The sequence below is a fragment of the Streptomyces sp. NP-1717 genome, from assembly GCF_022695985.1.
GTDB lineage: Bacteria > Actinomycetota > Actinomycetes > Streptomycetales > Streptomycetaceae > Streptomyces.
In genome coordinates this window covers 1-21,203 of sequence record NZ_JAAPBF010000119.1, presented here as the reverse complement: position 1 = coordinate 21,203, position 21,203 = coordinate 1, and the positions used below count along the sequence as shown (strand labels likewise).

17 protein-coding genes are annotated in these 21,203 nt (G+C 70.8%); 4 read left to right on the top strand and 13 right to left on the bottom strand.

Translation table 11 applies throughout. The annotated features are described in order from the left end of the window. Positions 1-1,010, bottom strand: a 1,010-nt coding sequence (nusA, locus tag GXP76_RS22285) for a transcription termination factor NusA (RefSeq protein ID WP_242573343.1), incomplete at its 3' end; no start/stop codon positions are given. Positions 1,011-1,012: 2 nt separating this feature from the next. Continuing rightward, positions 1,013-1,510, bottom strand: coding sequence for a ribosome maturation factor RimP (rimP, locus tag GXP76_RS22280; RefSeq protein ID WP_242573342.1), 498 nt, complete (start codon positions 1,508-1,510; stop codon positions 1,013-1,015). 219 nt (positions 1,511-1,729) lie between these two features. On the opposite strand from rimP, the gene GXP76_RS22275 reads away from it, so the two are divergent. Genes GXP76_RS22275 through GXP76_RS22265 form a run of 3 tightly spaced genes read left to right on the top strand, consistent with a single transcriptional unit; the run spans position 1,730 to position 3,625 of the window. Continuing rightward, the gene (locus GXP76_RS22275) at positions 1,730-2,272 is read left to right on the top strand and encodes a hypothetical protein (protein WP_374362087.1); all 543 of its coding nucleotides are present in this window, start codon (positions 1,730-1,732) and stop codon (positions 2,270-2,272) included. After that, entirely contained in the window at positions 2,269-2,694 is a 426-nt protein-coding gene (locus tag GXP76_RS22270) for a ferritin-like domain-containing protein (protein WP_374362084.1), read from the top strand. Before GXP76_RS22275 ends, GXP76_RS22270 begins: the two co-directional genes overlap by 4 nt. 31 nt (positions 2,695-2,725) lie before the next feature. After that, positions 2,726-3,625 carry an aminoglycoside phosphotransferase family protein gene (locus tag GXP76_RS22265; protein WP_242573340.1) on the top strand — a complete coding sequence of 300 codons (900 nt, stop codon included), beginning with the start codon at positions 2,726-2,728 and terminating at the stop codon, positions 3,623-3,625. A gap of 223 nt (positions 3,626-3,848) precedes the next feature. Here GXP76_RS22265 and GXP76_RS22260 read toward each other — a convergent pair whose 3' ends face one another. From GXP76_RS22260 to GXP76_RS22230, 7 genes are all read right to left on the bottom strand, one after another. After that, on the bottom strand, positions 3,849-5,546 hold the full coding sequence (locus GXP76_RS22260; RefSeq protein ID WP_242573339.1) for a proline--tRNA ligase: 1,698 nt from the start codon (positions 5,544-5,546) through the stop codon (positions 3,849-3,851). 95 nt (positions 5,547-5,641) lie between these two features. Beyond that, on the bottom strand, positions 5,642-6,217 hold the full coding sequence (locus GXP76_RS22255; protein ID WP_242573338.1) for an N-acetyltransferase: 576 nt from the start codon (positions 6,215-6,217) through the stop codon (positions 5,642-5,644). Positions 6,218-6,232: 15 nt separating this feature from the next. Then, positions 6,233-7,078 carry a GNAT family N-acetyltransferase gene (locus tag GXP76_RS22250; protein WP_242573337.1) on the bottom strand — a complete coding sequence of 282 codons (846 nt, stop codon included), beginning with the start codon at positions 7,076-7,078 and terminating at the stop codon, positions 6,233-6,235. A 193-nt stretch (positions 7,079-7,271) separates the two neighbouring features. Further along, the gene (gene ispG / locus GXP76_RS22245) at positions 7,272-8,426 is read right to left on the bottom strand and encodes a flavodoxin-dependent (E)-4-hydroxy-3-methylbut-2-enyl-diphosphate synthase (RefSeq protein WP_242573336.1); all 1,155 of its coding nucleotides are present in this window, start codon (positions 8,424-8,426) and stop codon (positions 7,272-7,274) included. Positions 8,427-8,650: 224 nt separating this feature from the next. After that, positions 8,651-9,952 (bottom strand): RIP metalloprotease, encoded by a 1,302-nt coding sequence (locus tag GXP76_RS22240; protein ID WP_242573335.1) that lies wholly within the window; start codon positions 9,950-9,952, stop codon positions 8,651-8,653. Then, a complete protein-coding gene (dxr, locus tag GXP76_RS22235; protein ID WP_242573334.1) occupies positions 9,949-11,211 on the bottom strand; it encodes a 1-deoxy-D-xylulose-5-phosphate reductoisomerase in 1,263 nt (420 codons plus the stop codon). Before dxr ends, GXP76_RS22240 begins: the two co-directional genes overlap by 4 nt. 126 nt (positions 11,212-11,337) lie before the next feature. Beyond that, positions 11,338-12,165: a hypothetical protein gene (locus tag GXP76_RS22230; RefSeq protein ID WP_242573333.1), complete on the bottom strand. Its 828-nt coding sequence runs from the start codon at positions 12,163-12,165 to the stop codon at positions 11,338-11,340. Positions 12,166-12,570: 405 nt separating this feature from the next. Between GXP76_RS22230 and GXP76_RS22225 the strand changes: the two genes are divergently transcribed. Then, positions 12,571-13,767, top strand: coding sequence for a glycoside hydrolase family 64 protein (locus GXP76_RS22225; protein WP_374362071.1), 1,197 nt, complete (start codon positions 12,571-12,573; stop codon positions 13,765-13,767). A 131-nt stretch (positions 13,768-13,898) separates the two neighbouring features. Here GXP76_RS22225 and GXP76_RS22220 read toward each other — a convergent pair whose 3' ends face one another. The 4 genes from GXP76_RS22220 to GXP76_RS22205 all read right to left on the bottom strand — a co-directional run. Next, positions 13,899-15,860, bottom strand: coding sequence for an acyl-CoA dehydrogenase family protein (locus tag GXP76_RS22220; RefSeq protein WP_242573332.1), 1,962 nt, complete (start codon positions 15,858-15,860; stop codon positions 13,899-13,901). 239 nt (positions 15,861-16,099) lie between these two features. Then, the gene (locus tag GXP76_RS22215; RefSeq protein WP_242573345.1) at positions 16,100-17,545 is read right to left on the bottom strand and encodes an aldehyde dehydrogenase family protein; all 1,446 of its coding nucleotides are present in this window, start codon (positions 17,543-17,545) and stop codon (positions 16,100-16,102) included. 340 nt (positions 17,546-17,885) lie between these two features. Further along, positions 17,886-19,463: a PucR family transcriptional regulator gene (locus tag GXP76_RS22210; RefSeq protein WP_242573344.1), complete on the bottom strand. Its 1,578-nt coding sequence runs from the start codon at positions 19,461-19,463 to the stop codon at positions 17,886-17,888. Between the two features lie 203 nt (positions 19,464-19,666). Then, positions 19,667-21,203: ATP/GTP-binding protein (locus GXP76_RS22205; RefSeq protein ID WP_242573331.1), on the bottom strand; the 1,537-nt coding region annotated here is incomplete at its 5' end.

Below are 21,203 nucleotides of genomic sequence, written 5' to 3'. Positions count from 1 at the left end.
GCGGCCGACCCGGTGTCGTCCGCCCCGTCGGTCTGCTCGGTGTCCGGCCGGATGTCGATGCGCCAGCCGGTGAGGCGGGCGGCGAGGCGGGCGTTCTGCCCCTCCTTGCCGATCGCCAGCGACAGTTGGTAGTCCGGCACCGTCACGCGCGCGGAGCGGGCGCCGAGGTCGACGACCTCGACCTTGCTGACCCGGGCCGGCGACAGCGCGTTGGCGACCATCTCGGCCGGGTCGTCCGACCAGTCGACGATGTCGATCTTCTCGCCGTGCAGCTCCGCCATCACGTTGCGCACCCGCGAGCCCATGGGGCCGATGCAGGCGCCCTTGGGGTTGAGACCGGAGCGGGTGGACCGCACGGCGATCTTGGTGCGATGACCGGCCTCACGGGCGATCGCGCAGATCTCCACGGAGCCGTCCGCGATCTCCGGGACCTCCAGCTCGAAGAGCTTCTTCACGAGGTTGGGGTGAGTGCGCGACAGGGTCACCGACGGGCCCCGTACGCCCTTGGCCACCCGGACCACGAACGTACGCAGCCGCAGACCGTGCGTGTACTCCTCGCCCGGCACCTGCTCCTGCACCGGGAGGATGGCCTCCAGCTTGTCGTCCAGCCGCACCAGGACGTTGCGGGGGTCCTTGCCCTGCTGGACCTGTCCGGCGACGACGTCGCCCTCACGTCGCGCGTACTCCCCGAAGGTCACGTCGTTCTCGGCGTCCCGCAGCCGCTGCTGGATGACCTGACGCGCCGTGGTGGCGGCGATTCGGCCGAAGTCCGACGGGGTGTCGTCGAACTCCTTGGCCTCCTGGCCCTCCTCCAGCTCCGACGGGTCCTCCTTGGCCCACACCGTTACGTGACCGTTGTCGCGGCTGAGCACGACACGGGCGTGACGGCGGCTCCCCTCGGTGCGGTGGTAGGCGATGAGGAGGGCGGATTCGATCGCCTCGACCAGCAGGTCGAACGGGATCTCCTTCTCTTGTGCCAAGCCCTTCAGGAGCTTTACGTCGATGTCCATGGCTACGCCTCCTCTTCCTTCTTGTCCTTGCGGTTGAACTCGAGCTCCACGCGCGCCTTGGCGATCGACGCGAACTCGACCCGGCGGGCGGTCGGCTTGCGCCCCTTCACGCCCGGCACTTCGAGGTCGAGTCCCTCCTCGTCCACCGCGAGGACGCGGGCCACGAATTCGTCGCCCTCATGAGGCTGGATCTTCGCCAGACGGCCGACGGCGCGTACGTAGTGACGGTGCTCGGTCAGCGGACGGTCGGCTCCTGGGGAGGTGACTTCGAGCTGGTACTCGTCCTCGCCCATCGCGTCGGTGTCGTCGAGGGTCGTGGAGATGGTGCGGCTCAGCTCGGCGCACGCGTCGAGGTCCACGCCGTCGTCGGAGTCGACCACGATCCTCAGCACACGGCGCCGGCCCGCCCGGGACAGCTCGATCTCTTCGAGATCCAGGCCCTTCGCGCTGACGAGCGGTTCCAGCAGTCCGCGCAGCCTCTCGCTGTGGGTGGTGCTCATCCGGGTGACTCCTCGGCCGCGTGTGTGCTGTTGTGGGATCGTCGCGTGTCAGGCAAAGGGTATCCGGTCGCGGGGGGTGTTGCCGTCCACCTGGGGCTGACGCGCAGGTACGCTCGCCTGCGGTGATCACTGCGAGGCTCGAGGGAGACACGCGTGGGGCGCACGGGGACGACACGTAGGGGTGCGCTCTTGGCGGCGGGGGCCGCGGCGGGAGGTCTGTTGACCGCCTGTACCGATGTTGACGACGGCGGATCGCGGGGCCGGGCGAGCGCCGCGGCCGTCCGGGCCGCGAAGGCGCTGCGGGTGAAGTCCGCCGGGGCGAGCCGTGAACTCCTCCGGCAGTACGACGCCGTACTTGAGCGGCATCCGGACCAGGCCACGCGGCTGACGCCGCTGCGCGGCGCCGTCGCCCGTCATGTGACGGCGCTGTCGCCTCCGCGGCCTCCTGAGAAGGAGAACGGCTCGGCGAAGCCGTCCCCTTCCCGCCCGGCTTCCTCCGCCCCGTCGACCGCCCCGTCGTCGGCTCCGTCTCTCGGGACGGCCGCCGGGGACGCCGGGGGCGGGGCCTCGGGTCCCGCAGCGTCCGTCCCCGCGGACCCGGGCGCGGCGATCAAAGCGCTGGCAGCGGCCGAGCGCCGTACCTCCGACGCGCACGCCGACGCGCTCGTCCACGCACCGCCGGAACTCGCCCGGCTCCTTGCCTCTCTCGCGGCGTCCGCCGCCGCCCACGCGTACCTGCTGACGGAAGGATTCTCCTCGTGAGCGGCGACCGCGCGCTGGACGCAGCCCAGGCCGCCCTCGCCGCCGAACACGCCGCGGTGTACGGGTACGGCGTCGTCGGCGGCCGTGTCGGCGACGAACGGCGCCCCGAGGCGAGGACCGCGTACGACGCGCACCGTGCCCGGCGCGACAGTCTCGCGCGTACGGTGCGCGATCTCGGCGGAAAGCCGGTCGCGGCCGCCGCGGCGTACGCCCTGCCCTTCAACGTGCCCGACGCCGCCGCCGCCATAAAGCTCGCCGCCGATCTGGAGGACCGGATCGCGGGGGTCTACTCCGACCTCGTACGGGCCGCCGAGGGGCCGCTGCGCCAGGACGCCGCCGGGGCGCTGCGCGAGGCGGCGGTGCGGGCGGTGCGCTGGCGGGGCAGCGGCGTAGCCTTTCCTGGGCTCGCCGAGCGTCTGTGAGCCCGATCCACAGGAAGGGCTCTGGGCACGTATGGCTTTCGAACCGCCGCGGCGGCTGGTGCGCACCCTGAGCGAGACGTACGGGGAGTCCGTCGCGGGAGGGTGGCTCAAACAGCTGCCCGGCATCGTCCAGGAGGCGCTGGAGCGGCGGGAGTTGGCGGTCGAGCGAGTGGTGGCGCCGGGCGGCGGAAGCAGCCTCGTGGTGCTCGTACGTCGCCCCGACGGCGCCCCGGCCGCGCTCAAGGTGGTCCCGCCGTTCGCCGCCCCGGAGCCGGAGCGGGCGGCGCTGACGCGCTGGAAGGGCTGGGGCTCGGTGGAGCTCATCTCGGGCTCCGACGGTGCGCTGCTCCTGGAGCGGCTGCACTCCGAGACGTCGCTGCGTTCCCTGCCCGAGGCCAAGGCACTGCTCGAAGCGGCGGGAACGGTGCGGAAGTTGTGGGTCGAGCCGGCCGCCGGCCACGGTTTCGAGACGGTCGCCGAGCGGACGGCTCGGCAGGCGGACGCGATGCGGGAGGCGACGGGGGACCCACAGGTCGCTCCGCTCGTCGCTGCGGCGCTCGACGCACGCGCGGAGCTGCTCGCCGACGGGTCCGTGGAGCTGATGCTGCTCCATGGCGCGTTCCGTCAGGGCAAGGTGCTGTCGGGCGACCGGGCGCCGTGGCTCGCCGTCGGCCCCGTGCCGGTGGTGGGCGAGCGCGCGTACGACCTGGCGCGGCTGGTACGCGACCGGGTGGAGGACCTCGTCGCGGCGGCGTCCGGAGCATCCGCGACACGGCGCCGGGTGAACAAGCTCGCCGACTCGCTGGACATCGACCGCGAGCGGCTGCGTGGCTGGACGCTCTTCCGCGCGGTGGAATCGGGCGTACGCGCGCTGGAGGCCGGGCGCCGCCAGGACGCGGAACTGCTGCTGGAGTTCGCCGACTGGCTGTAACCGGGCGGGGAGTTGGCGCCGGCCGACGAGCGCACGCCGCGCGCACGCCTCCCCGCCCGCGCCTCTTCGGAAGGCCGGGTCATGGGGCGCACTGAGCGGCTGTGCGGGTGCGGCGGCGGGCGGGCCAGTCGCCTGGACCGGCCCGCCCGCCGCGCCCCGTACCCCCGTCGTACTCGTCCTCAGCCCGCCGTACCCGCCCGCCCCGTACGAGGCGGTTACGGTGTCAGGCCTCGGCCGTCAGACGCGCGACCGCCTCGGCGACCGTCAGCTCCTCGCGCTCCCCGGTGCGGCGGTCCTTCAGCTCCACCACGCCGTCACCGGCGCGCCGCCCGGCGACCAGGATCTTCGGAACTCCGATCAGCTCCGCGTCCGTGAACTTCACACCCGGCGAGACACCGGGGCGCTCGTCGACCAGCACGCGCAGCCCCGCCGCGGCCAGTTGCTCGGCGACGTCGACCGCGAGCTCCGTCTGGAGGGCCTTGCCCGCGGCGACGACGTGCACGTCCGCCGGGGCGATCTCACGGGGCCAGCACAGGCCCTGCTCGTCGGCGGTCTGCTCCGCGAGCGCGGCGACGGCGCGGGAGACGCCGATGCCGTACGAGCCCATGGTCACGCGCACCGGCTTGCCCTGCTGTCCGAGGACGTCGAGCTGGAAGGTGTCGGCGTACTTGCGCCCGAGCTGGAAGATGTGGCCGATCTCGATCGCGCGTCCCAGCTTCAGTCCGGTGCCGCACACGGGGCAGGGGTCGCCCTCCTCGACGACCACGACGTCGAGGTAGTCGTCGACCTCGAAGTCACGTCCGCAGACGACGTCGCGCGCGTGGGTGTCGGCCTTGTTCGCGCCGGTGACCCAGGCGGTACCGGGCGCCACGCGCGGGTCGGCGATGTAGCGGATCTTGAGCCCCTGGGGGCCGACGTAGCCGCGTACCAGCTCGGGTCGGCCCTCGAAGTCCTCGGCCGTCACCAGCTCCACGACGGCCGGCGCCAGGTGCTCGCCGAGCTTGCCGAGGTCCACCTCGCGGTCGCCGGGGACGCCGACGGCGGTGATCTCGCCGTCGACCTTCACCAGGAGGTTCTTCAGCGTCGCCGAGGCCGGCACGCCCAGGAACTTGGCCAGCGTCTCGATGGTCGGGGTGTCGGGGGTGTCCAGCTCCTCCATCGCCCCGTGTGCCGACCCGTCGACGGGGGGCGTGGTGAACGTGACGGCCTCGGTGTTGGCGGCGTAGTCGCCGTTGGGGCAGTCCACGAAGGTGTCCTCGCCCGCGGCGGCCGGGGCCAGGAACTCCTCGGACGCGGAGCCGCCCATCGCGCCGGAGACGGCGGAGACGATGCGGTAGTCGAGCCCCAGGCGCGCGAAGATCTTCTGGTACGCCGCGCGGTGGAGCGCGTACGACTCGGCGAGGCCCTCGTCCGTGGTGTCGAAGGAGTACGAGTCCTTCATCTGGAACTCACGGCCACGCAGCACGCCGGAGCGGGGCCGCGCCTCGTCCCGGTACTTCGTCTGGATCTGGTAGAGCATCACCGGCAGGTCCTTGTAGGACGTGCACTGGTCCTTGACGACGAGGGTGAAGATCTCCTCGTGCGTCGGGCCGAGGAGGTAGTCGCCGCCCTTGCGGTCCTTGAGGCGGAAGAGCAGGTCGCCGTACTCGTCCCAGCGGCCGCTCGCCTCGTAGGGCTCCTTGGGAAGCAGCGCCGGCAGCAGTACTTCCTGCGCCCCGATGGCGTCCATCTCCTCGCGCACGACGCGCGCGATGTTGTCGAGGACCTTCTTACCGAGCGGCAGCCAGCTCCAGAGGCCGGCGGAGGTGCGGCGTACGTACCCGGCGCGGACGAGAAGCTTGTGGCTCAGGGTCTCCGCGTCCGCCGGGTCGTCGCGCAGTGTCTTGGCCATCAAACGGGACATGCGCTGGACCTGGGACATGGGGAGCACTCCTGCGTTTTCTTCTCGGTTGGTGCCAGGAGGTTATCCGGGGCACACCGGCAGGCGGAAATCAGTAATCGCGCACCGTGGGGCCCTCAGCGCCGCCGCAGCGGGAGCTGGGCGCCCATCACGGCGTACGGCTTGGCCGCGCTGGGAAACCGGACCCGGCGCGCCAGGTCCTGGTAGCCGAGGGAGCGGTAGAGGCCGCGGGCGGGGCTCTCGGTGTCGATCGCGGACAGTATCGAGCGGGGCTGCCGCGCGATGTCGGTGATGGTCGTGATGAGGGTGCGCCCGATGCCGTGGCTCTGGAACGCGGGGTGGACGTGCAGTTCGGTGATGACGAAGGTGTCGTCGAGCCAGCCGTCGCGGCCTTCGGCGCGCAGGTACGGCTCGACGACCGTGGACCACCAGTGGGAGCGGTCGTTCGGCATGCCGTAGACGAACCCGGCCAGCCGTCCCTCCGCCGTGAGCGCCCCGTACGCACGGGCACCGGGCACGAGGAGATGGCGCAGCACGATCTGGCGGCGTACGCCGATCTCGGCCTCGCTGAGCCCGAAGGCGAGTGCCTGCACGGCCAGCGCCTCGTCCACGCGCGCCGCGAGGTCGATCGGCCCTACGCGTACGTCGGGAATCTGGGAGTCGTTCCCGGGGAAGCTCGGCACGCTCGGCATGGCCGAACCCTACTTTCAGAAGAGGACGCTCATGAACGCGCCCACCTCGCGGAAGCCGACCCGTCGGTAGGAGGCCCTGGCGGGGATGTTGTAGTCGTTCACGTACAGGCTGACGACGGGTGCGACATCGGCGAGCGCATACCGCACGACGGCCGCCATACCGCCCTCGGAGAGGCCCTGGCCGCGGAATTCGGGGGCCACCCAGACGCCTTGGATCTGGCAGGCGTGCGACGTGGCCGCGCCGATCTCCGCCTTGAAGATCACCTTGCCGTCGTCGATGCGGGCGAACGACCGCCCGGCGCCGACCAGTTCGGCCACGCGCGCCTGGTAGAGCAGCCCGCCGTCACCGGCCAGCGGTGAGACACCGACCTCCTCAGTGAACATCGCCACGCACGCGGGCATGATCGTCTCCAGCTCCTCCTTACGGATGCGGCGTACGAGGGGGTCGGGCCGCACCGTCTCGGGCACCCGCTCGGTCACCATGAGCGGCTGATTCGCGCGGACCTCGCGGGCGGGGCCCCAGTTGGGCTCCAGCAGCCGCCAGAGCTGGGCCGTGGGCCCGGCGGGGCCGACGATGGAGGAGCAGCGGCGCCCTGTACGGCGCGCGCGGTCGGCGAAGGCCCGTACGGCTTCGGGGGTGGCGCAGATCGGCACCAGGTTGGCGCCGGAGTAGCAGAGCGAGCGCAGCCGCCCGTCCGCGTACCAGCCCCACATCTCGCCGCCGAGGCGCCAGGGGTCGAGTCCCGCCGCCTGGACGCGGGAAGCCACGAAGGCGTTGGCGACGGGCTCACTCTCAAGGATGGCGAGCGCGGCGCCGAGTTCGCCGGGATCGAGGACCCGGGTGGTGGTCTGCGTCAACACGAGAGGGGCCTCACCATACGTCTGCTGATTCTCCGCACTGTACCCGCCACTTCCGCGCGGTGCCGCGTACACCGAAAGGCCCCGCTCCCCCGGCGCCCTGAGGCGTGGGATGCGGGGCCGTACGCGGACGCAGCGCGGGCGGGACAGCGGCCGGCCGCTCGGCGAGCGGCTCCAGCGAGCCTCGGCCCGGTCGTCAGCTGATGGAGACCTCGGGCTCGCCGGAGGGGATTCCGTCGGCTTCCATCTCCGCGGCGATCTTCAGGGCCTCTTCGATGAGGGTCTCGACGATCTTCGACTCCGGGACCGTCTTGATGACCTCGCCCTTGACGAAGATCTGCCCCTTGCCGTTCCCCGAAGCCACACCCAGGTCCGCCTCACGCGCCTCACCCGGACCGTTCACCACACAGCCCATCACCGCGACCCGCAACGGGACCTCCATCCCGTCCAGACCCGCACTCACCTCATCGGCGAGCTTGTACACATCCACCTGCGCACGCCCGCAGGACGGACACGAGACGATCTCCAGACGGCGCTGCTTCAGATTCAGCGACTCCAGGATCTGCAGACCGACCTTGACCTCCTCCGCCGGCGGCGCGGACAGCGACACCCGGATCGTGTCGCCGATACCCTCACTGAGCAGAGCACCGAACGCGACCGCCGACTTGATCGTCCCCTGGAACGCCGGACCCGCCTCCGTCACCCCCAGATGCAGCGGATAATCACACCGGGCCGCCAGCAGCCGGTAGGCGTTGACCATCACCACCGGATCGTTGTGCTTCACCGAGATCTTGATGTCCCGGAACCCGTGCTCCTCGAACAGCGACGCCTCCCACAACGCCGACTCCACCAGAGCCTCCGGCGTCGCCTTCCCGTACTTCTTCAGAAGCCGCGCGTCCAGCGAACCCGCGTTCACCCCGATACGGATCGGCGTCCCCGCCTCCCCCGCCGCCTTCGCGATCTCCTTCACCTTGTCGTCGAACTGCTTGATGTTCCCCGGATTCACCCGCACCGCCGCACACCCCGCGTCGATCGCCGCGAACACGTACTTCGGCTGGAAATGAATATCCGCGATCACCGGGATCTGCGACTTCCGCGCGATCGTCGACAACGCGTCCGCGTCGTCCTGCGTCGGACACGCCACCCGCACGATCTGACACCCCGACGCCGTCAGCTCCGCGATCTGCTGCAACGTCGCCCCGATGTCCGACGTCCGCGTCGTCGTCATCGACTGCACCGACACCGGCGCGTCCCCACCGACAGCCACCGAACCCACCTGGATCCGACGACTGACCCTCCGGTCGGCCAGCTTCACCGGAACATCCGGCATTCCGAGAGAAATCGCAGTCATCTGCTGTGCAACCCCAAGGTGTGGATCGTGGTCCCGAGTTCGGCGGGCTCCAGTCATCGAGATTACGCCACCGGTCCGCCGTACGAGCACATCGCTACCCGCAAACCCCCCAAAGGCTTACGGCCGGGTGCGAAGAGACACCCGGCCGTAAACCCGTGTCCGCCCGGGCGGCACGGTGTGTTCTCCCAGCACGCGAAGCGCGAGGCCGCGACGCCTCCGACGCACTACATGATCTTGACCGGATTCACCACGTCGGCGATCAGTACCAACAGCGTGAAGCAGATGAAGATCCCGGCCACGACGTACGCGACGGGCATGAGCTTCGCCACGTCGAACGGCCCCGGATCGGGCCTCTTGAAGATGCGGGCGAGTTTGCTCCGTACGGACTCCCAGAGCGCCCCGGCCATGTGTCCGCCGTCGAGCGGCAACAGCGGCAGCATATTGAAGAGGAACAGCGAGAGATTGAATCCGGCCAGCAGGAACAGCATCATCGCGATCTGGTTCTGTGCCGGTACGTCCAGCGTCATCACCTCGCCACCGATCCGCGCGGCGCCGACGACGCCCACGGGCGAGTCGTCCTTGCGGTCACCGTCGGAGAAGGCGGCGTTCCAGAGATCGGGGATCTTGGAGGGCAGCGCGATGATCGACTCGACACCGGTCACGATCATGTCGCCCATGCGGTCGACGGATTCCCCGAAGGAGAGCGGGATGATCTCGGTCGCCGCGGCGAAGCCCAGGTAGCCGGCGGGCACGAACTTGTCGGGGACGACCTCACCGTCGGAGTTCTTCTCCGCGACCATGTTCTTCGCGAGCGTCGCCTGGAGGACCTGCTCCTTGCCGTCACGCTCGACCGTGATGCTGGCGGGGCCGATCGTCTCGCGGATCAGGTTCGACAGGACGGACCAGTCCTCGACGCGCTGTCCGTTGAAGGCGACGATCTTGTCGCCCTCCTTGAGACCGGCGGCGCGGGCCGGCGACACCGGATCGCCCGCCGCGCACTTCTCGCGCGCGACGTCCTGAGAGATGACGCACTTCTGGACACCGGCCACCTCGGTGGTCTGGGTCTGGAAGCCGAAACTCATCGCGACGCCCATGAAGATCACGACGGCGAGAACCAGATTCATGAACGGTCCCGCGAACATCACGATCATGCGCTTCCACGGCTTGCGCGTGTAGAAGAGCCGGGTCTCGTCGCCCTCCTTGAGCTCTTCGAAGGCCGCCGACCGGGCGTCCTCGATCATTCCCCGCCAGGGTGAGGTCGACCGCGCCTCGATACGCCCGTCGGCACCGGGCGGGAACATCCCGATCATGCGGATGTAGCCACCGAGCGGGATGGCCTTGATCCCGTATTCGGTCTCACCCCTCTTGCGCGACCAGATGGTGGGGCCGAAACCGACCATGTACTGCGGCACGCGGATGCCGAAGAACTTGGCCGTCGACAGGTGTCCCAGTTCGTGCCACGCGATGGAGAAGAGCAGCCCCACGGCGAAGATCACTATGCCGAGGACTGTCAACAGGATCGTCATGCGCGAGCCTCCGCTGGCTGTTCTTCGCCGAATTTCTCTGCCATTTCGCGGGCCCGGGCGCGCGCCCAGGTCTCCGCTTCGAGGACGTCGGCCACGGTGAGCGAGGTTCCCTTGGCGGGCCGGCCGTGCTCGGCGACGACTTCGGTGACGGTGTCCATGATGCCGTTGAACGGCAGCCGCCCCGCGAGAAACGCCTCCACACACTCCTCGTTGGCGGCATTGAACACCGCGGGAGCCGTGCCGCCCAGCGATCCGACGTGCCGGGCGAGTCCCACCGACGGGAAGGCCTCGTTGTCGAGCGGGAAGAACTCCCAGGTCGATGCCGTGGACCAGTCGAACGCGGGCGCGGCGTCCGGCACCCGTACCGGCCAGCCGATGCCGATGGCGATCGGACCGCTCATATCGGGGGGCGTGGCCTGCGCGAGGGTCGAACCGTCGGTGAACTCCACCATGGAGTGGACGTACGACTGGGGGTGGACGACGACCTCGATGCGCTCGAACGGGATGTCGTACAGCAGGTGCGCCTCGATGACCTCCAGCCCCTTGTTGACGAGGGTCGCGGAGTTGATCGTGATCACGGGGCCCATCGCCCAGGTGGGGTGGGCGAGGGCGTCGTCCGGGGTCACGTGAGCCAGCTCGGCCCTCGTGCGGCCGCGGAAGGGGCCTCCGGAGGCCGTGACGACCAGCTTGCGCACATCGGCGCGGGTGCCCGCCGCGAGGGCCTGGAAGAGCGCCGCGTGCTCGGAGTCGACCGGGATGATCTGCCCCGGCTTGGCGAGCGCCTTGACCAGCGGGCCGCCGACGATCAGCGACTCCTTGTTGGCGAGGGCGAGCGTACGGCCGGCTTCGAGGGCGGCGAGGGTCGGCGCGAGGCCGATGGATCCGGTGATGCCGTTGAGCACCGTGTGGCACTCGGACGTCGCGACGTCGGTGGCGGCGTCCGGCCCCGCGAGGATCTCGGGGAGCGGCTCGGAGCCGTACTCCGCACCGAGCGCCTCGCGCAGCGCGGGCACGGTGTCCTCACGGGCGACCGCGACGGTGCGGACCCGGAGCTGACGCGCCTGTTCGGCGAGCAGTCCGACCCGCCCGCCGGCGGCGGACAGCGCGGTGACACGGAAACGGTCGGGGTTGCGCAGGACGAGGTCGATCGCCTGCGTGCCGATGGACCCGGTGGAGCCCAGGACGACGACGTCCCGGCGGCCTTCGGACACGTCGAAGGCGATATGGGGGTCGGCGAGGGGGGCTGGACTGTCGCTCATGGCCCCATTCTTGCCGCATCCGGGCGCGGCGCGGACAGCGCGGCAGGAAAACGGGGCGCGAGATAGGTCCTCGGGATCGTTGCCCGGCCCGGTTCCGCTCGGTCCGGCCTGCGCTGAACGACCGTCTCAGCCCTTCGAGCCCGCCTCGAACTTCTTCCACTGTGCCGTGATGACCTCGTCCGGCACCTTGCCGATGTCCTTCGTGTCCGTGATGTCGGCCCGGAAGGAGAGGGTGGTGGTGCCGGAACGTACGACGGTCAGGTACTCGTACAGCTTCAGCGTGCCCTTCACGTCGAGGATCGTGAAGCGGTACGCCTGCGCCTCGTCGCCGTAACCGGGTGCCTTGACCGGCTCGACCTTCAGGTACTGGCCCTTGGCGACGGCGCGGTTCTCGACGAAGCCGCCCGCGCATTCCCTGCCGGCCGTGGCCAGGGCCTTCATGACGCCGGCCGCGCCGTCTCCGTTGTAGGAGCGCAGCTGTACGGCGACGGTCGTGCCCAGCATCTCCTCCGCGACATCCACGTTGCGGTGGACTTCGGACGCCGGATCGAAGGCGGTGGCGCCCTTCGCGAGACTGACGAGCGGCTGGCAGGTGGCGGGGTCGGCGGTGTAGTCCTCACCGAGCGGCGCCCCCAGGGTGAACTCGCCGGCGGTGTACTTGCCGATCTTCTCGTCGTCGGTGAAGGCGAGGGCCGTGAGGTCGCGCTGGCTGAGCGCCCCGGTGCCGCCGGAGCCGCCGGTGCCTGCCGAGTCGCCCGACTCCGCGGCGGGGCTGGAGGCGGGCGCCTTGCCGTCCGCTCCGTTCTCCTGGCCGCCCTTGCCGCCGTCGCTCTTGTCGTCGCCGCCGCAGGCGGCCGCTCCGGTCAGTACGGCGCCGACGAGCGCGAGCGCCGCCGCACGGTGCAGCCGTGCGCGTCGGCCGCCGGGCCGTCCCTCGTTCCCCGCCCCGAACATGCCTGCCCCAATCGTCGGTTGATCGCGTCTTCGGTCGGTCCGTCGCGCGGCTCGCGCCCCGTGCGGTCGTGTCGAGGCCCGATTGTGCTGCATGCGGGCGGCCCGGGTCACACGCGCGTTGACCGGGGCGACGTGCGGTCGGTGTGGTCGGGGGTGCGGTCGGGTGCAAGACATCTTTCGGCGAGTTGCGGCATCCGCATTGACACGCCTCAGGAGCGGCGCAATTCTGAGAGCGCTCTCAGAAAGGTCTGTACCTGAAGGCCCGCGCCCTTCCGGTTTCCCCGTCCCGCTCCCGGTTCCGGCTGTCGGCCCTTCAGGCACACCCGCCTCACCGGCGGCGTCCGTACGTCAGATTCCGCCCCCCACCGTCCCCACTGGGATCAACCTGACGAGGAGGAAGAGCGAGTGCCTGCGATACGCAAGTTGCTGGCTTCCCTGGCCGCCGCGGTGGTCTTCGCCACCGGATTCACGGCCTTCGGCACCGTGGCCCCGGCCGAGGCCGCGGTCCCCAACACCATTCCGTTCACCATCACCAACAACTCAGGCCGAGGCGAACCGGTCTACATCTACAACCTCGGTACGGAGCTGTCGTCCGGCCGCCAGGGCTGGGCCGACGCCAACGGCACCTTCCACGCCTGGCCCGGCGGCGGCAATCCGCCGACCCCGGCGCCGGACGCCTCGATCGCGGGCCCGGCTCCCGGCCAGAGCAAGACGATCCAACTGCCGAAGTTCTCCGGGCGGGTCTACTTCTCGTACGGCCAGAAGCTGGTCTTCAAGCTCACGACCGGCGGCCTGGTGCAGCCCGCCGTGCAGAATCCGAACGACCCGAACAGGAACATCCTCTTCAACTGGTCGGAGTACACGCTCAACGACTCCGGTCTGTGGATCAACAGCACCCAGGTCGACATGTTCTCGGCGCCTTACGCGGTCGGCGTCAAGGCCCCCAACGGCACCACCAAGACCACGGGCCACCTGAAGCCGGGGGGCTACAACGGCTTCTTCAACGCTCTCAGAAGCCAGCCGGGCGGCTGGGCGGGGCTGATCCAGACCCGGTCGGACGGCACCGTCCTGCGGGCCCTCGCGCCCGGTCACGGCATCGCGTCCGGCGCGCTGCCGGCCGGTGTCCTGAACGACTACATCGACCGGGTGTGGGCGAAGTACGCCAACTCCCCACTCACGGTGACCCCGTTCGCGAACCAGCCGGCGGTCAAGTACACCGGCCGGGTCTCCGGAAACACCATGAACTTCACCAACACCTCCGGTGCGGTGGTCACTTCGTTCCAGAAGCCCGACGCCGACAGCATCTTCGGCTGCTACAAACTGCTCGACGCCCCCAACGACCAAGTACGGGGCCCGATTTCGCGCACCCTGTGCGCGGGGTTCAACCGCTCCACGCTGCTGAGCAACCCCAATCAGCCGGACGCCGGATCGGCGAACTTCTACAAGGACGCGGTGACCAACCACTACGCCCGGATGATCCACGCGCAGATGGTCGACGGAAAGGCGTACGCCTTCGCCTTCGACGACGTCGGCGCCCACGAGTCGCTGGTGCACGACGGCGACCCGCGGCAGGCGTACCTCACGCTCGACCCGTTCAACTGAGTCGGCGCACGGCCGGCTGAGGCGGCTCGCCGCCCACAGTTGAACCTCGGGCCGCGTCTTCCGTAAGGAGGACGCGGCCCGGTGGTTCTTCAGCGCACTCGGCTCGCGGTAGCGGTAGAGATGGCGGTCGCTCAGCGGATCGGCCGGTGGACGTTGTCCCGCTGGGAGGGGCCCGGCGTGGCGTCGGCGATCCAGGGACCGTCACCGCTCGGGTCGATGATGCCCTCCTCCAGCCAGGTGTAGGCGCCGGCCAGCACACCCTTCACGACCTTGCGGTCGACGTCGTCCGTGTTGGACCACAGCCGGGTGAACAGCTCCTCGACGCGGATCCGGGACTGCTTGCAGAAGACATCGGCGAGCTGGTACGCCTCGCGGCCGTGCTCTCCCCCGGAGCGCAGCATCTCGGCCCGTACGCACGCCGCGCTCATCGCGAACAGTTCGGCGCCGATGTCCACGATGCGGCCGAGGAAGCCCTGCTTGGTCTCCATCCCGCCCTGCCAGCGCGACATGGCGTAGAAGGTCGAGCGGGCGAGCTTGCGCGACGTCCGCTCCACGTAGCGCAGGTGCGCGGAGAGATCCAGATGGCCCTTGGGGTGGAACTCCGCGTAGGAACCGGGCAGTTGGCCCGGGCCGGCGACCAGCTTCGGCAGCCAGCGCGCGTAGAATGCGCCCGCCTGCGCCCCGGCCCGCGCCTTGTCGGAGAGTGTCTTGTCGGGATCGATGATGTCGCCGGCCACCGCCAGGTGGGCGTCGACCGCCTCGCGGGCGATCAGCAGATGCATGATCTCCGTGGAGCCCTCGAAGATCCGGTTGATCCGCATGTCGCGCAGGACCTGCTCGGCGGGGACGGCACGTTCGCCGCGTGCCGCCAGGGAGTCCGCCGTCTCGAAGCCCCGGCCACCGCGGATCTGGACCAGTTCGTCCGCCATCAGCCAGCCCATCTCGGAGCCGTACAGCTTGGCCAGCGCCGCCTCGATACGGATGTCGTTGCGGTCCTCGTCGGCCATCTGGGACGACAGGTCGACCACGGCCTCCAGAGCGAACGTCGTCGCGGCGATGAACGAGATCTTCTCCCCCACCGCCTCGTGGTGGGCGACGGGCTTGCCCCACTGCTCGCGCGCCGCCGTCCACTCGCGGGCGATCTTGAGACACCACTTGCCGGCCCCGACGCACATCGCGGGCAGTGACAGGCGGCCGGTGTTGAGCGTGGTGAGGGCGATCTTGAGGCCCGCCCCCTCGGGACCGATACGGTTCGCCGCCGGGACCCGCACCTGGTGGAAGCGGGTGACGCCGTTCTCCAGGCCGCGCAGGCCCATGAAGGCGTTGCGGTTCTCCACCGTGATGCCCGGCGAGTCCGCCTCGACGACGAAGGCGGTGATGCCGCCCTTGTGCCCCTCCGACTTCGGTACGCGGGCCATCACTACGAGGAGGTCGGCCACGACGCCGTTGGTCGTCCACAGCTTCACGCCGTCCAGGACGTAGTCGTCGCCGTCGCGCACCGCCGTGGTGGCGAGCCGCGCGGGGTCGGAGCCGACGTCGGGCTCGGTCAGCAGGAAGGCGGAGATGTCGGTACGGGCGAGGCGCGGCAGGAACGTGTCCTTCTGCTCCTGGGTGCCGAACATTTTGAGCGGCTGCGGTACGCCGATCGACTGATGCGCGGAGAGCAGCGCGCCGAGCGACGCGTTCGCCATGCCGACCACGGCGAGCGCCTTGTTGTAGTACACCTGGGTGAGGCCGAGGCCGCCGTACTTCCGGTCGATCTTCATACCGAAGGCGCCGAGTTCCTTGAGGCCGTTGACGACCTCGTCGGGGATCCGTGCCTCGCGCTCGATCCGCGCACCGTCGATCTTCGTCTCGCAGAAGTCGCGCAGCGTGGCCAGGAAGGCTTCTCCGCGCCGTACGTCCTCCGCCGGGGGTGCGGGGTGGGGGTGGATGAGATCGAGCCTGAAACGGCCGAGGAACAGTTCCTTGGCGAAGCTCGGCTTGCGCCAGCCCTGCTCGCGGGCGGCCTCGGCCACCCGTCGCGCCTCCCGCTCGGAGACCTTGGGCTCCGGGACCTGGGCCGTTTCGAATGAATCGGATGGAGCGGACATCGGGAACTCACCTCGCCGCGAACGTCGGGTCGATGGGCCCGACCGGCCAGGGCGTCGTCATGTAGCCCTGGTGGGAAAGTACCGGCCGGTACTACTCGTCCGTATCTACCCCAATACGAAGGGTGTAGCCAGTCCTGACGCGCACCGTCGGGGCCGCCGAGAGGCGCCGTACGTGTACACGAGGAAGGCCGGGGCCGCCGCGCGGCGGCCCCGGCCTTCCTCGTACTTGGTCCGCTCCCCTAGAGGGCGAGGCCGGTGAAGACCATCACGCGCTCGTAGGTGTAGTCGTCCATCGCGTACCTGACGCCCTCGCGGCCGACACCGGACTGCTTGGCACCGCCGTACGGCATCTGATCGGCGCGGTAGGACGGGACGTCGCCGACGATCACGCCGCCGACCTCGAGCGCCCGGTGGGCGCGGAAGGCGGCCTGCACGTCGTGCGTGAACACGCCGGCCTGGAGGCCGTACTTGGAGTCGTTCACCGTCTCGAACGCCGCGTCCTCGCCGTCGACCTGGGTGAGGGTGAGGACGGGGCCGAAGACCTCCTCGCAGGAGATCGTGACGTCCGCCGGGACATCGGCGAGGACGGTGGGCGCGTACGACGCACCGTCGCGCTTGCCACCGGCCAGGAGCCGCGCTCCGCCCCGCACGGCCTCGTCGACCCAGGCCTCGACGCGCTTGGCGGCGTCCTCGCTGACGAGGGGACCCACGTCCGTGGCGTCGTCGGACGGGTCTCCGGTGACCTGCGCCTCGACGGCGGCGATGATCTTCGGTACGAGGCGCTCGTACAGGGACGCGTCCGCGACGACGCGCTGTACCGAGATGCAGGACTGGCCGCCCTGGTAGTTGGAGAAGGTGCCGATCCGGGTCGCCGCCCAGTCGAGGTCCTTCTCGCTCGCGTAGTCGGCGAGCACAACTGCCGCACCGTTGCCGCCGAGTTCGAGGGTGCAGTGCTTGCGGGGCACCGAATCCATGATCGCGAAGCCGACCTTGTCGGAGCCGGTGAAGGAGATCACGGGCAGCCGCTCGTCCTGTACGAGGGTGGGCATCCGGTCGTTGGCGACGGGCAGCACCGACCAGGCACCGGTCGGCAGCTCGGTCTCGGCGAGCAGTTCGCCGATGAGCAGGCCGGAGAGCGGTGTCGCCGGGGCGGGCTTGAGGATGATCGGGGCGCCGACGGCGATGGCCGGGGCGATCTTGTGGGCACAGAGGTTGAGCGGAAAGTTGAACGGCGCGATGCCGAGGACGACACCGCGCGGGAAACGGCGGGTCAGCGCGAGGCGGCCGGTGCCGCCGGCGTCGGTGTCGAGTCGCTGGGCCTCGCCGCCGTTGAAGCGGCGGGACTCCTCGGCCGCGAACCGGAAGACGGAGACGGCGCGGCCCACCTCTCCGCGTGCCCACTTCATGGGCTTGCCGTTCTCCGCGGAGATCAGACGGGCGATCTCCTCGGTGCGCTCGACCAGGCGCCGCGAGACGTGATCGAGTGCGGCCGCCCTCACATGCGCCGGCGTCGCGGCGAATTCGTCGCGCACGGCGTAGGCGGCGGCGACGGCCTCCTCGACCTGGGCGTCTGTCGGGACGGCGACCTTGCCGACGAGCCGGCCGTCCCACGGGGACGTGACGTCGAAGGTCTCCTCACCGGTGGCCCGGCGTCCGGCGAGCCAGAAGGCGTGCGTGGCTGCCACAGTTTCGTTCGGCATTGCGAGTCCCGGCCCTTCCGAGGTGGTGGAGTTCTCTCTCTTCACCGTAGGGGCACGGACGGCGGACGTGATTTGTCCGGGGTGGAGCGGTGGGAGGTACCGGCTGTGACGGTTTGTCGTACGTCCGGTCGGGGCGCCGTCTCACCGGCGCTGCCGAACGGCGTCGACCGCCCACGCATCGGTCCTCGGAGGCCATGTGGCGACAAGTGCCGAACACGCCGCGGTTGTTGAGCCGGCGGGCGCAGCGCACGTGATCGTGGGCCGGATGGCGCGGCACTCGGTCACCGGTAGGGGGCGTCGGTGGACCCGGTCGGAGCACGGAGCCTCAGGACCCCGGGGGCGGCGTCGCCGAGGTGGCCTTCAGCGCCAGCCAGAGCTCCATCCGGACGTCCGGATCGTCCAGCGTCCGGCCCAGGATCTCCTCCACGCGGCGCATGCGGTAGCGCAGCGTATGCCGGTGCACGCCCAGATCGGCCGCCGCGGCGTCCCACTGGCCGTGGCGCGAAAGCCAGGCCCTGAGGGATTCCACCAGGTCGCCGCGCCCCTTGGCATCGTGTTCGTAGAGCGCGCGCAGCATGCCGTCGGCGAAGGCCCGTACGGCGTCGTCTGCGAGGAGGGGCAGGAGCGAGCCCGCCGCCAGTTCCTCGTGCTCCACCAGCGCCCGGCCCCGCCGGCGCGCGACAGACAGAGACTGCTCGGCCTGTTTGTACGCGCCCGCGGCCGCGATCGGCCCCGTCGGGGCCGAGAGCCCGATGACGATCCCGGCGTCTTCGGCCTCCTGCTCTTTGTACGTCTCGCAGGCGGCGGTGACCGCACCCGCGTCCGCCGCGAGCACGACGAGCCGTTCCTCGCCGCCGGGCACGGCGAGCACCGCCTCCCCTCCGTGCGCCGCCGACGCCTCCAGCGAGTCGGTCAGCGACTGAAGTGGATGAGCGGTGGCCGGATCGCGGGGCTCGGGCGCAGCATCGGCCGGTTCGGCGATGAGCAGCCGGAAGGGGGCGTCGAGCAGCCCTCCGTACAGATCTCCCGCCACCGCCCGGGCGTGGTCGGGCTGTCCTGACAGGAGCATCCGCAGCACCGCGGAGCCGAGCCGCTGCTCGGCCTCCTGGAGCGCGCGTGACCGTTCGGTGGTGAGTGTCAGCAGGGCGACGGCCGAGTGCACGGCGTACCGCTCCGCCGTGCCGAGCGCCGCCCCCGTACCGACGGCGAGCGCGCCCCGTACCCGTCTGCCACTGCCCAGAGACTGGAGTTCGACCCGGTCGTCCGGGTCGCCCACGACGGCGCTGGCGGGCGCGGGGCGTTTGCGGAGCCGTTCCACCTCGGGGGTGAGACGGGCGGCGCGGCGGGCGGCCCAGTCGGGCGCCGCGGCGATCACGGCGCCGGTGGCGTCGTAGAGCGCGGCCCAGCCGTCGACGTGCGCGGAGAGCCTGGCCAGCAGCGCGGTGGGGCCTTCGGAGAGCGCCGCGCGGGTGAGTTCCCGCTGCACCTCGAAGCCGGCCGTGACCGCCCGGTACTGATCCGCGGCGATGGCCGCCGAGACGGCCTTGCTGATGGCCAGGAAGGGGGTACGGCGCGGCACGGCGAGGAGCGGCAGTCCTTCGTCGCGGGCGGCGTCGACGAGGGCGTCCGGGATGTCTTCGTAGTTGACGCCGACGGCGAAGCCGAGTCCCACGACGCCCGCGCCGACCAGGCGCCGTACGTAGCGCCGCATGGCGTCGGGATCCTCGGCGTGCAGCGTGACGGCGGTGACGAGCAGCAGTTCGCCCCCGTCCATGTACGGCACCGGGTCTTCCAGTTCACTGACGTGGGCCCACCGCACCGGCGTATCGAGCCGGTCCTCCCCCGCGCGCACGGTGAGCTTGAGCGCCGAATGCTGGATGAGTGAGGCGAGCGTGGGCGGCATGGCGGACCGTAGGACCTTCATGAAGAGGACGTGCGGACGATTTCGCCGTCTCGTAGAACGGCTTGTACCAATTCTGCCAGGGTGTACGAGAACAGGAGTACGACCCAGGTTGCCCGCCGGTAAGCGGCACGGGCGCACGTGGCCGGGCCGTAGACGTCGCGATGGACCTGAGCCCGCCCCGCCTGTCCGTGGACGCCGCCCGCTCAGGTACGGAGATCCACCAGCATGGGCGGTACGTGCTCCCCACCGACCGTGGTCAGCGACAGCACGGCGTGGCCCGCCGGCACGGAATGGGCCAGCTCGGATGCCGACCAGCGCTCACGCTCCACCTCTCGCACCGTGACCGCCTCGGCCGTGGCCGCCTTGCCGGTCACCAGCCGCCGCATGAAGTGGACCGCCTTCGTAAGCGGCTCGTCGGAGATGATCTGCCGGTTGGTGACGTCGCGGGTCTGGACCCATTCGGTGCCCCAGCTCTCCGCGAAGCGTCCGCCGTCCCACGGGCCGAGCCCGGAGAACGCCATGCGGCAGCCCACGGCGCCGAGGAGCGGGCCGCGCAGCGGGTCGGGGACGTCTTCCAGCGTGCGCAGCGCCAGGACCACGCCGGCGTTCGCCGAGCGGAGCCGCTGGACGGCTCGTACGGAGTCCCCCGTCACGGTGTACGTCGCGTCGTCCAGGACGAGGCAGGCGAAGAGGGAGCGGTCCGCGCGGGCGAGCGCGGCATCCGTGAACTGGGCGAGGAGGAGCCGGGCGATGATGCGGGACGCCTCGGCGTGGCCCCGTTCGGGCAGGTCGATCCTGACCCTCAGTGGATGCTCGATGGCACGCAGCGAGAAGGACCGGCCGCTGCCGTCCGTACGGAAGAAGTCGGCGAAGGCGGGCCGGTCGAGGAAGGCGAGCCGTTCGGCCAGGAGCACGCCGATGTCGTCGCCGCGCGCCGACTGTCGCTCGCGCGCGTCGAGCTCGCGCAGTTGGGCGGCGGCCCCCGGCTCGGCGGATGTCTCCAGCTCGGTCCGCAGGGCCTGGACGGCCGCGGGGGAACCCCCGATCAGTTCCCGCAGTTCCGGGACGGCGGGGAAGCGCCCGTGGACGCTGCGGTAGGGACCGATGAGCTGCGCGAGCGCCGTGGCGGCCCTGCGGCTGTCGCCGCCGGGCAGACCGGCCGCCAGGTCCCCCACGAGGGCCTCCGACAGCGTTCTGGCGGCCTCGTCGGGGTCGTCGGCGCTTCCGTAGAGGTCGAGGTCGTGGGTGGCGTCCGGGCGGCCGACGGCGATCACGAGGTCGAAGGAGTCGTCGGGGGCGAGCGCCGCCCCGTAGGCGGTGACGGCGACGACGGCGGCGCGGTTGGCGAGTGCCTGGAGGCAGAGCGACTCGACGACGGGGCGGACCAGCCTGACCGTCTTGCCGGAGCCCGCCGGGCCGACGGCGAGCAGCGACGTGCCCAGCAGTCCGGGCTCCAGCGCGACGCCGGTGGTGCGGCGCGCGTACGGATTGCGCGGGTGGTCGGCGGCGGTGCCGATCCTGACCTGCCCGGTGGCGAGGTCGTGGCTCGCGGTGCGCAGCGGCAGGTCACGTACGCCCGAAGGGTGGGCGCAGGCGCCCGCCCCGTGGGTGCGGACGGTGTCGGTGAAGGCGGGCAGCCGTTCCGGCCGGGTACGGACGCCCTGCCAGGCGCGGCGGATCCGCGCGTAGTCGACGTCGCTGAGCGTGCCTCGGTGCACGGCCTCGGCGAGCCTGGCGGCG

Coding starts and splice junctions, on each gene's coding strand:
- rimP (WP_242573342.1), bottom strand. CDS start 1,510: ATGAGCACCACCCACAGCGAGAGGCTGCGCGGACTGCTGGAACCGCTC.
- GXP76_RS22265 (WP_242573340.1), top strand. CDS start 2,726: ATGGCTTTCGAACCGCCGCGGCGGCTGGTGCGCACCCTGAGCGAGACG.
- GXP76_RS22260 (WP_242573339.1), bottom strand. CDS start 5,546: ATGTCCCAGGTCCAGCGCATGTCCCGTTTGATGGCCAAGACACTGCGC.
- GXP76_RS22255 (WP_242573338.1), bottom strand. CDS start 6,217: ATGCCGAGCGTGCCGAGCTTCCCCGGGAACGACTCCCAGATTCCCGAC.
- ispG (WP_242573336.1), bottom strand. CDS start 8,426: ATGACTGCGATTTCTCTCGGAATGCCGGATGTTCCGGTGAAGCTGGCC.
- GXP76_RS22240 (WP_242573335.1), bottom strand. CDS start 9,952: ATGACGATCCTGTTGACAGTCCTCGGCATAGTGATCTTCGCCGTGGGG.
- dxr (WP_242573334.1), bottom strand. CDS start 11,211: ATGAGCGACAGTCCAGCCCCCCTCGCCGACCCCCATATCGCCTTCGAC.
- GXP76_RS22230 (WP_242573333.1), bottom strand. CDS start 12,165: ATGTTCGGGGCGGGGAACGAGGGACGGCCCGGCGGCCGACGCGCACGG.
- GXP76_RS22220 (WP_242573332.1), bottom strand. CDS start 15,860: ATGTCCGCTCCATCCGATTCATTCGAAACGGCCCAGGTCCCGGAGCCC.
- GXP76_RS22210 (WP_242573344.1), bottom strand. CDS start 19,463: ATGCCGCCCACGCTCGCCTCACTCATCCAGCATTCGGCGCTCAAGCTC.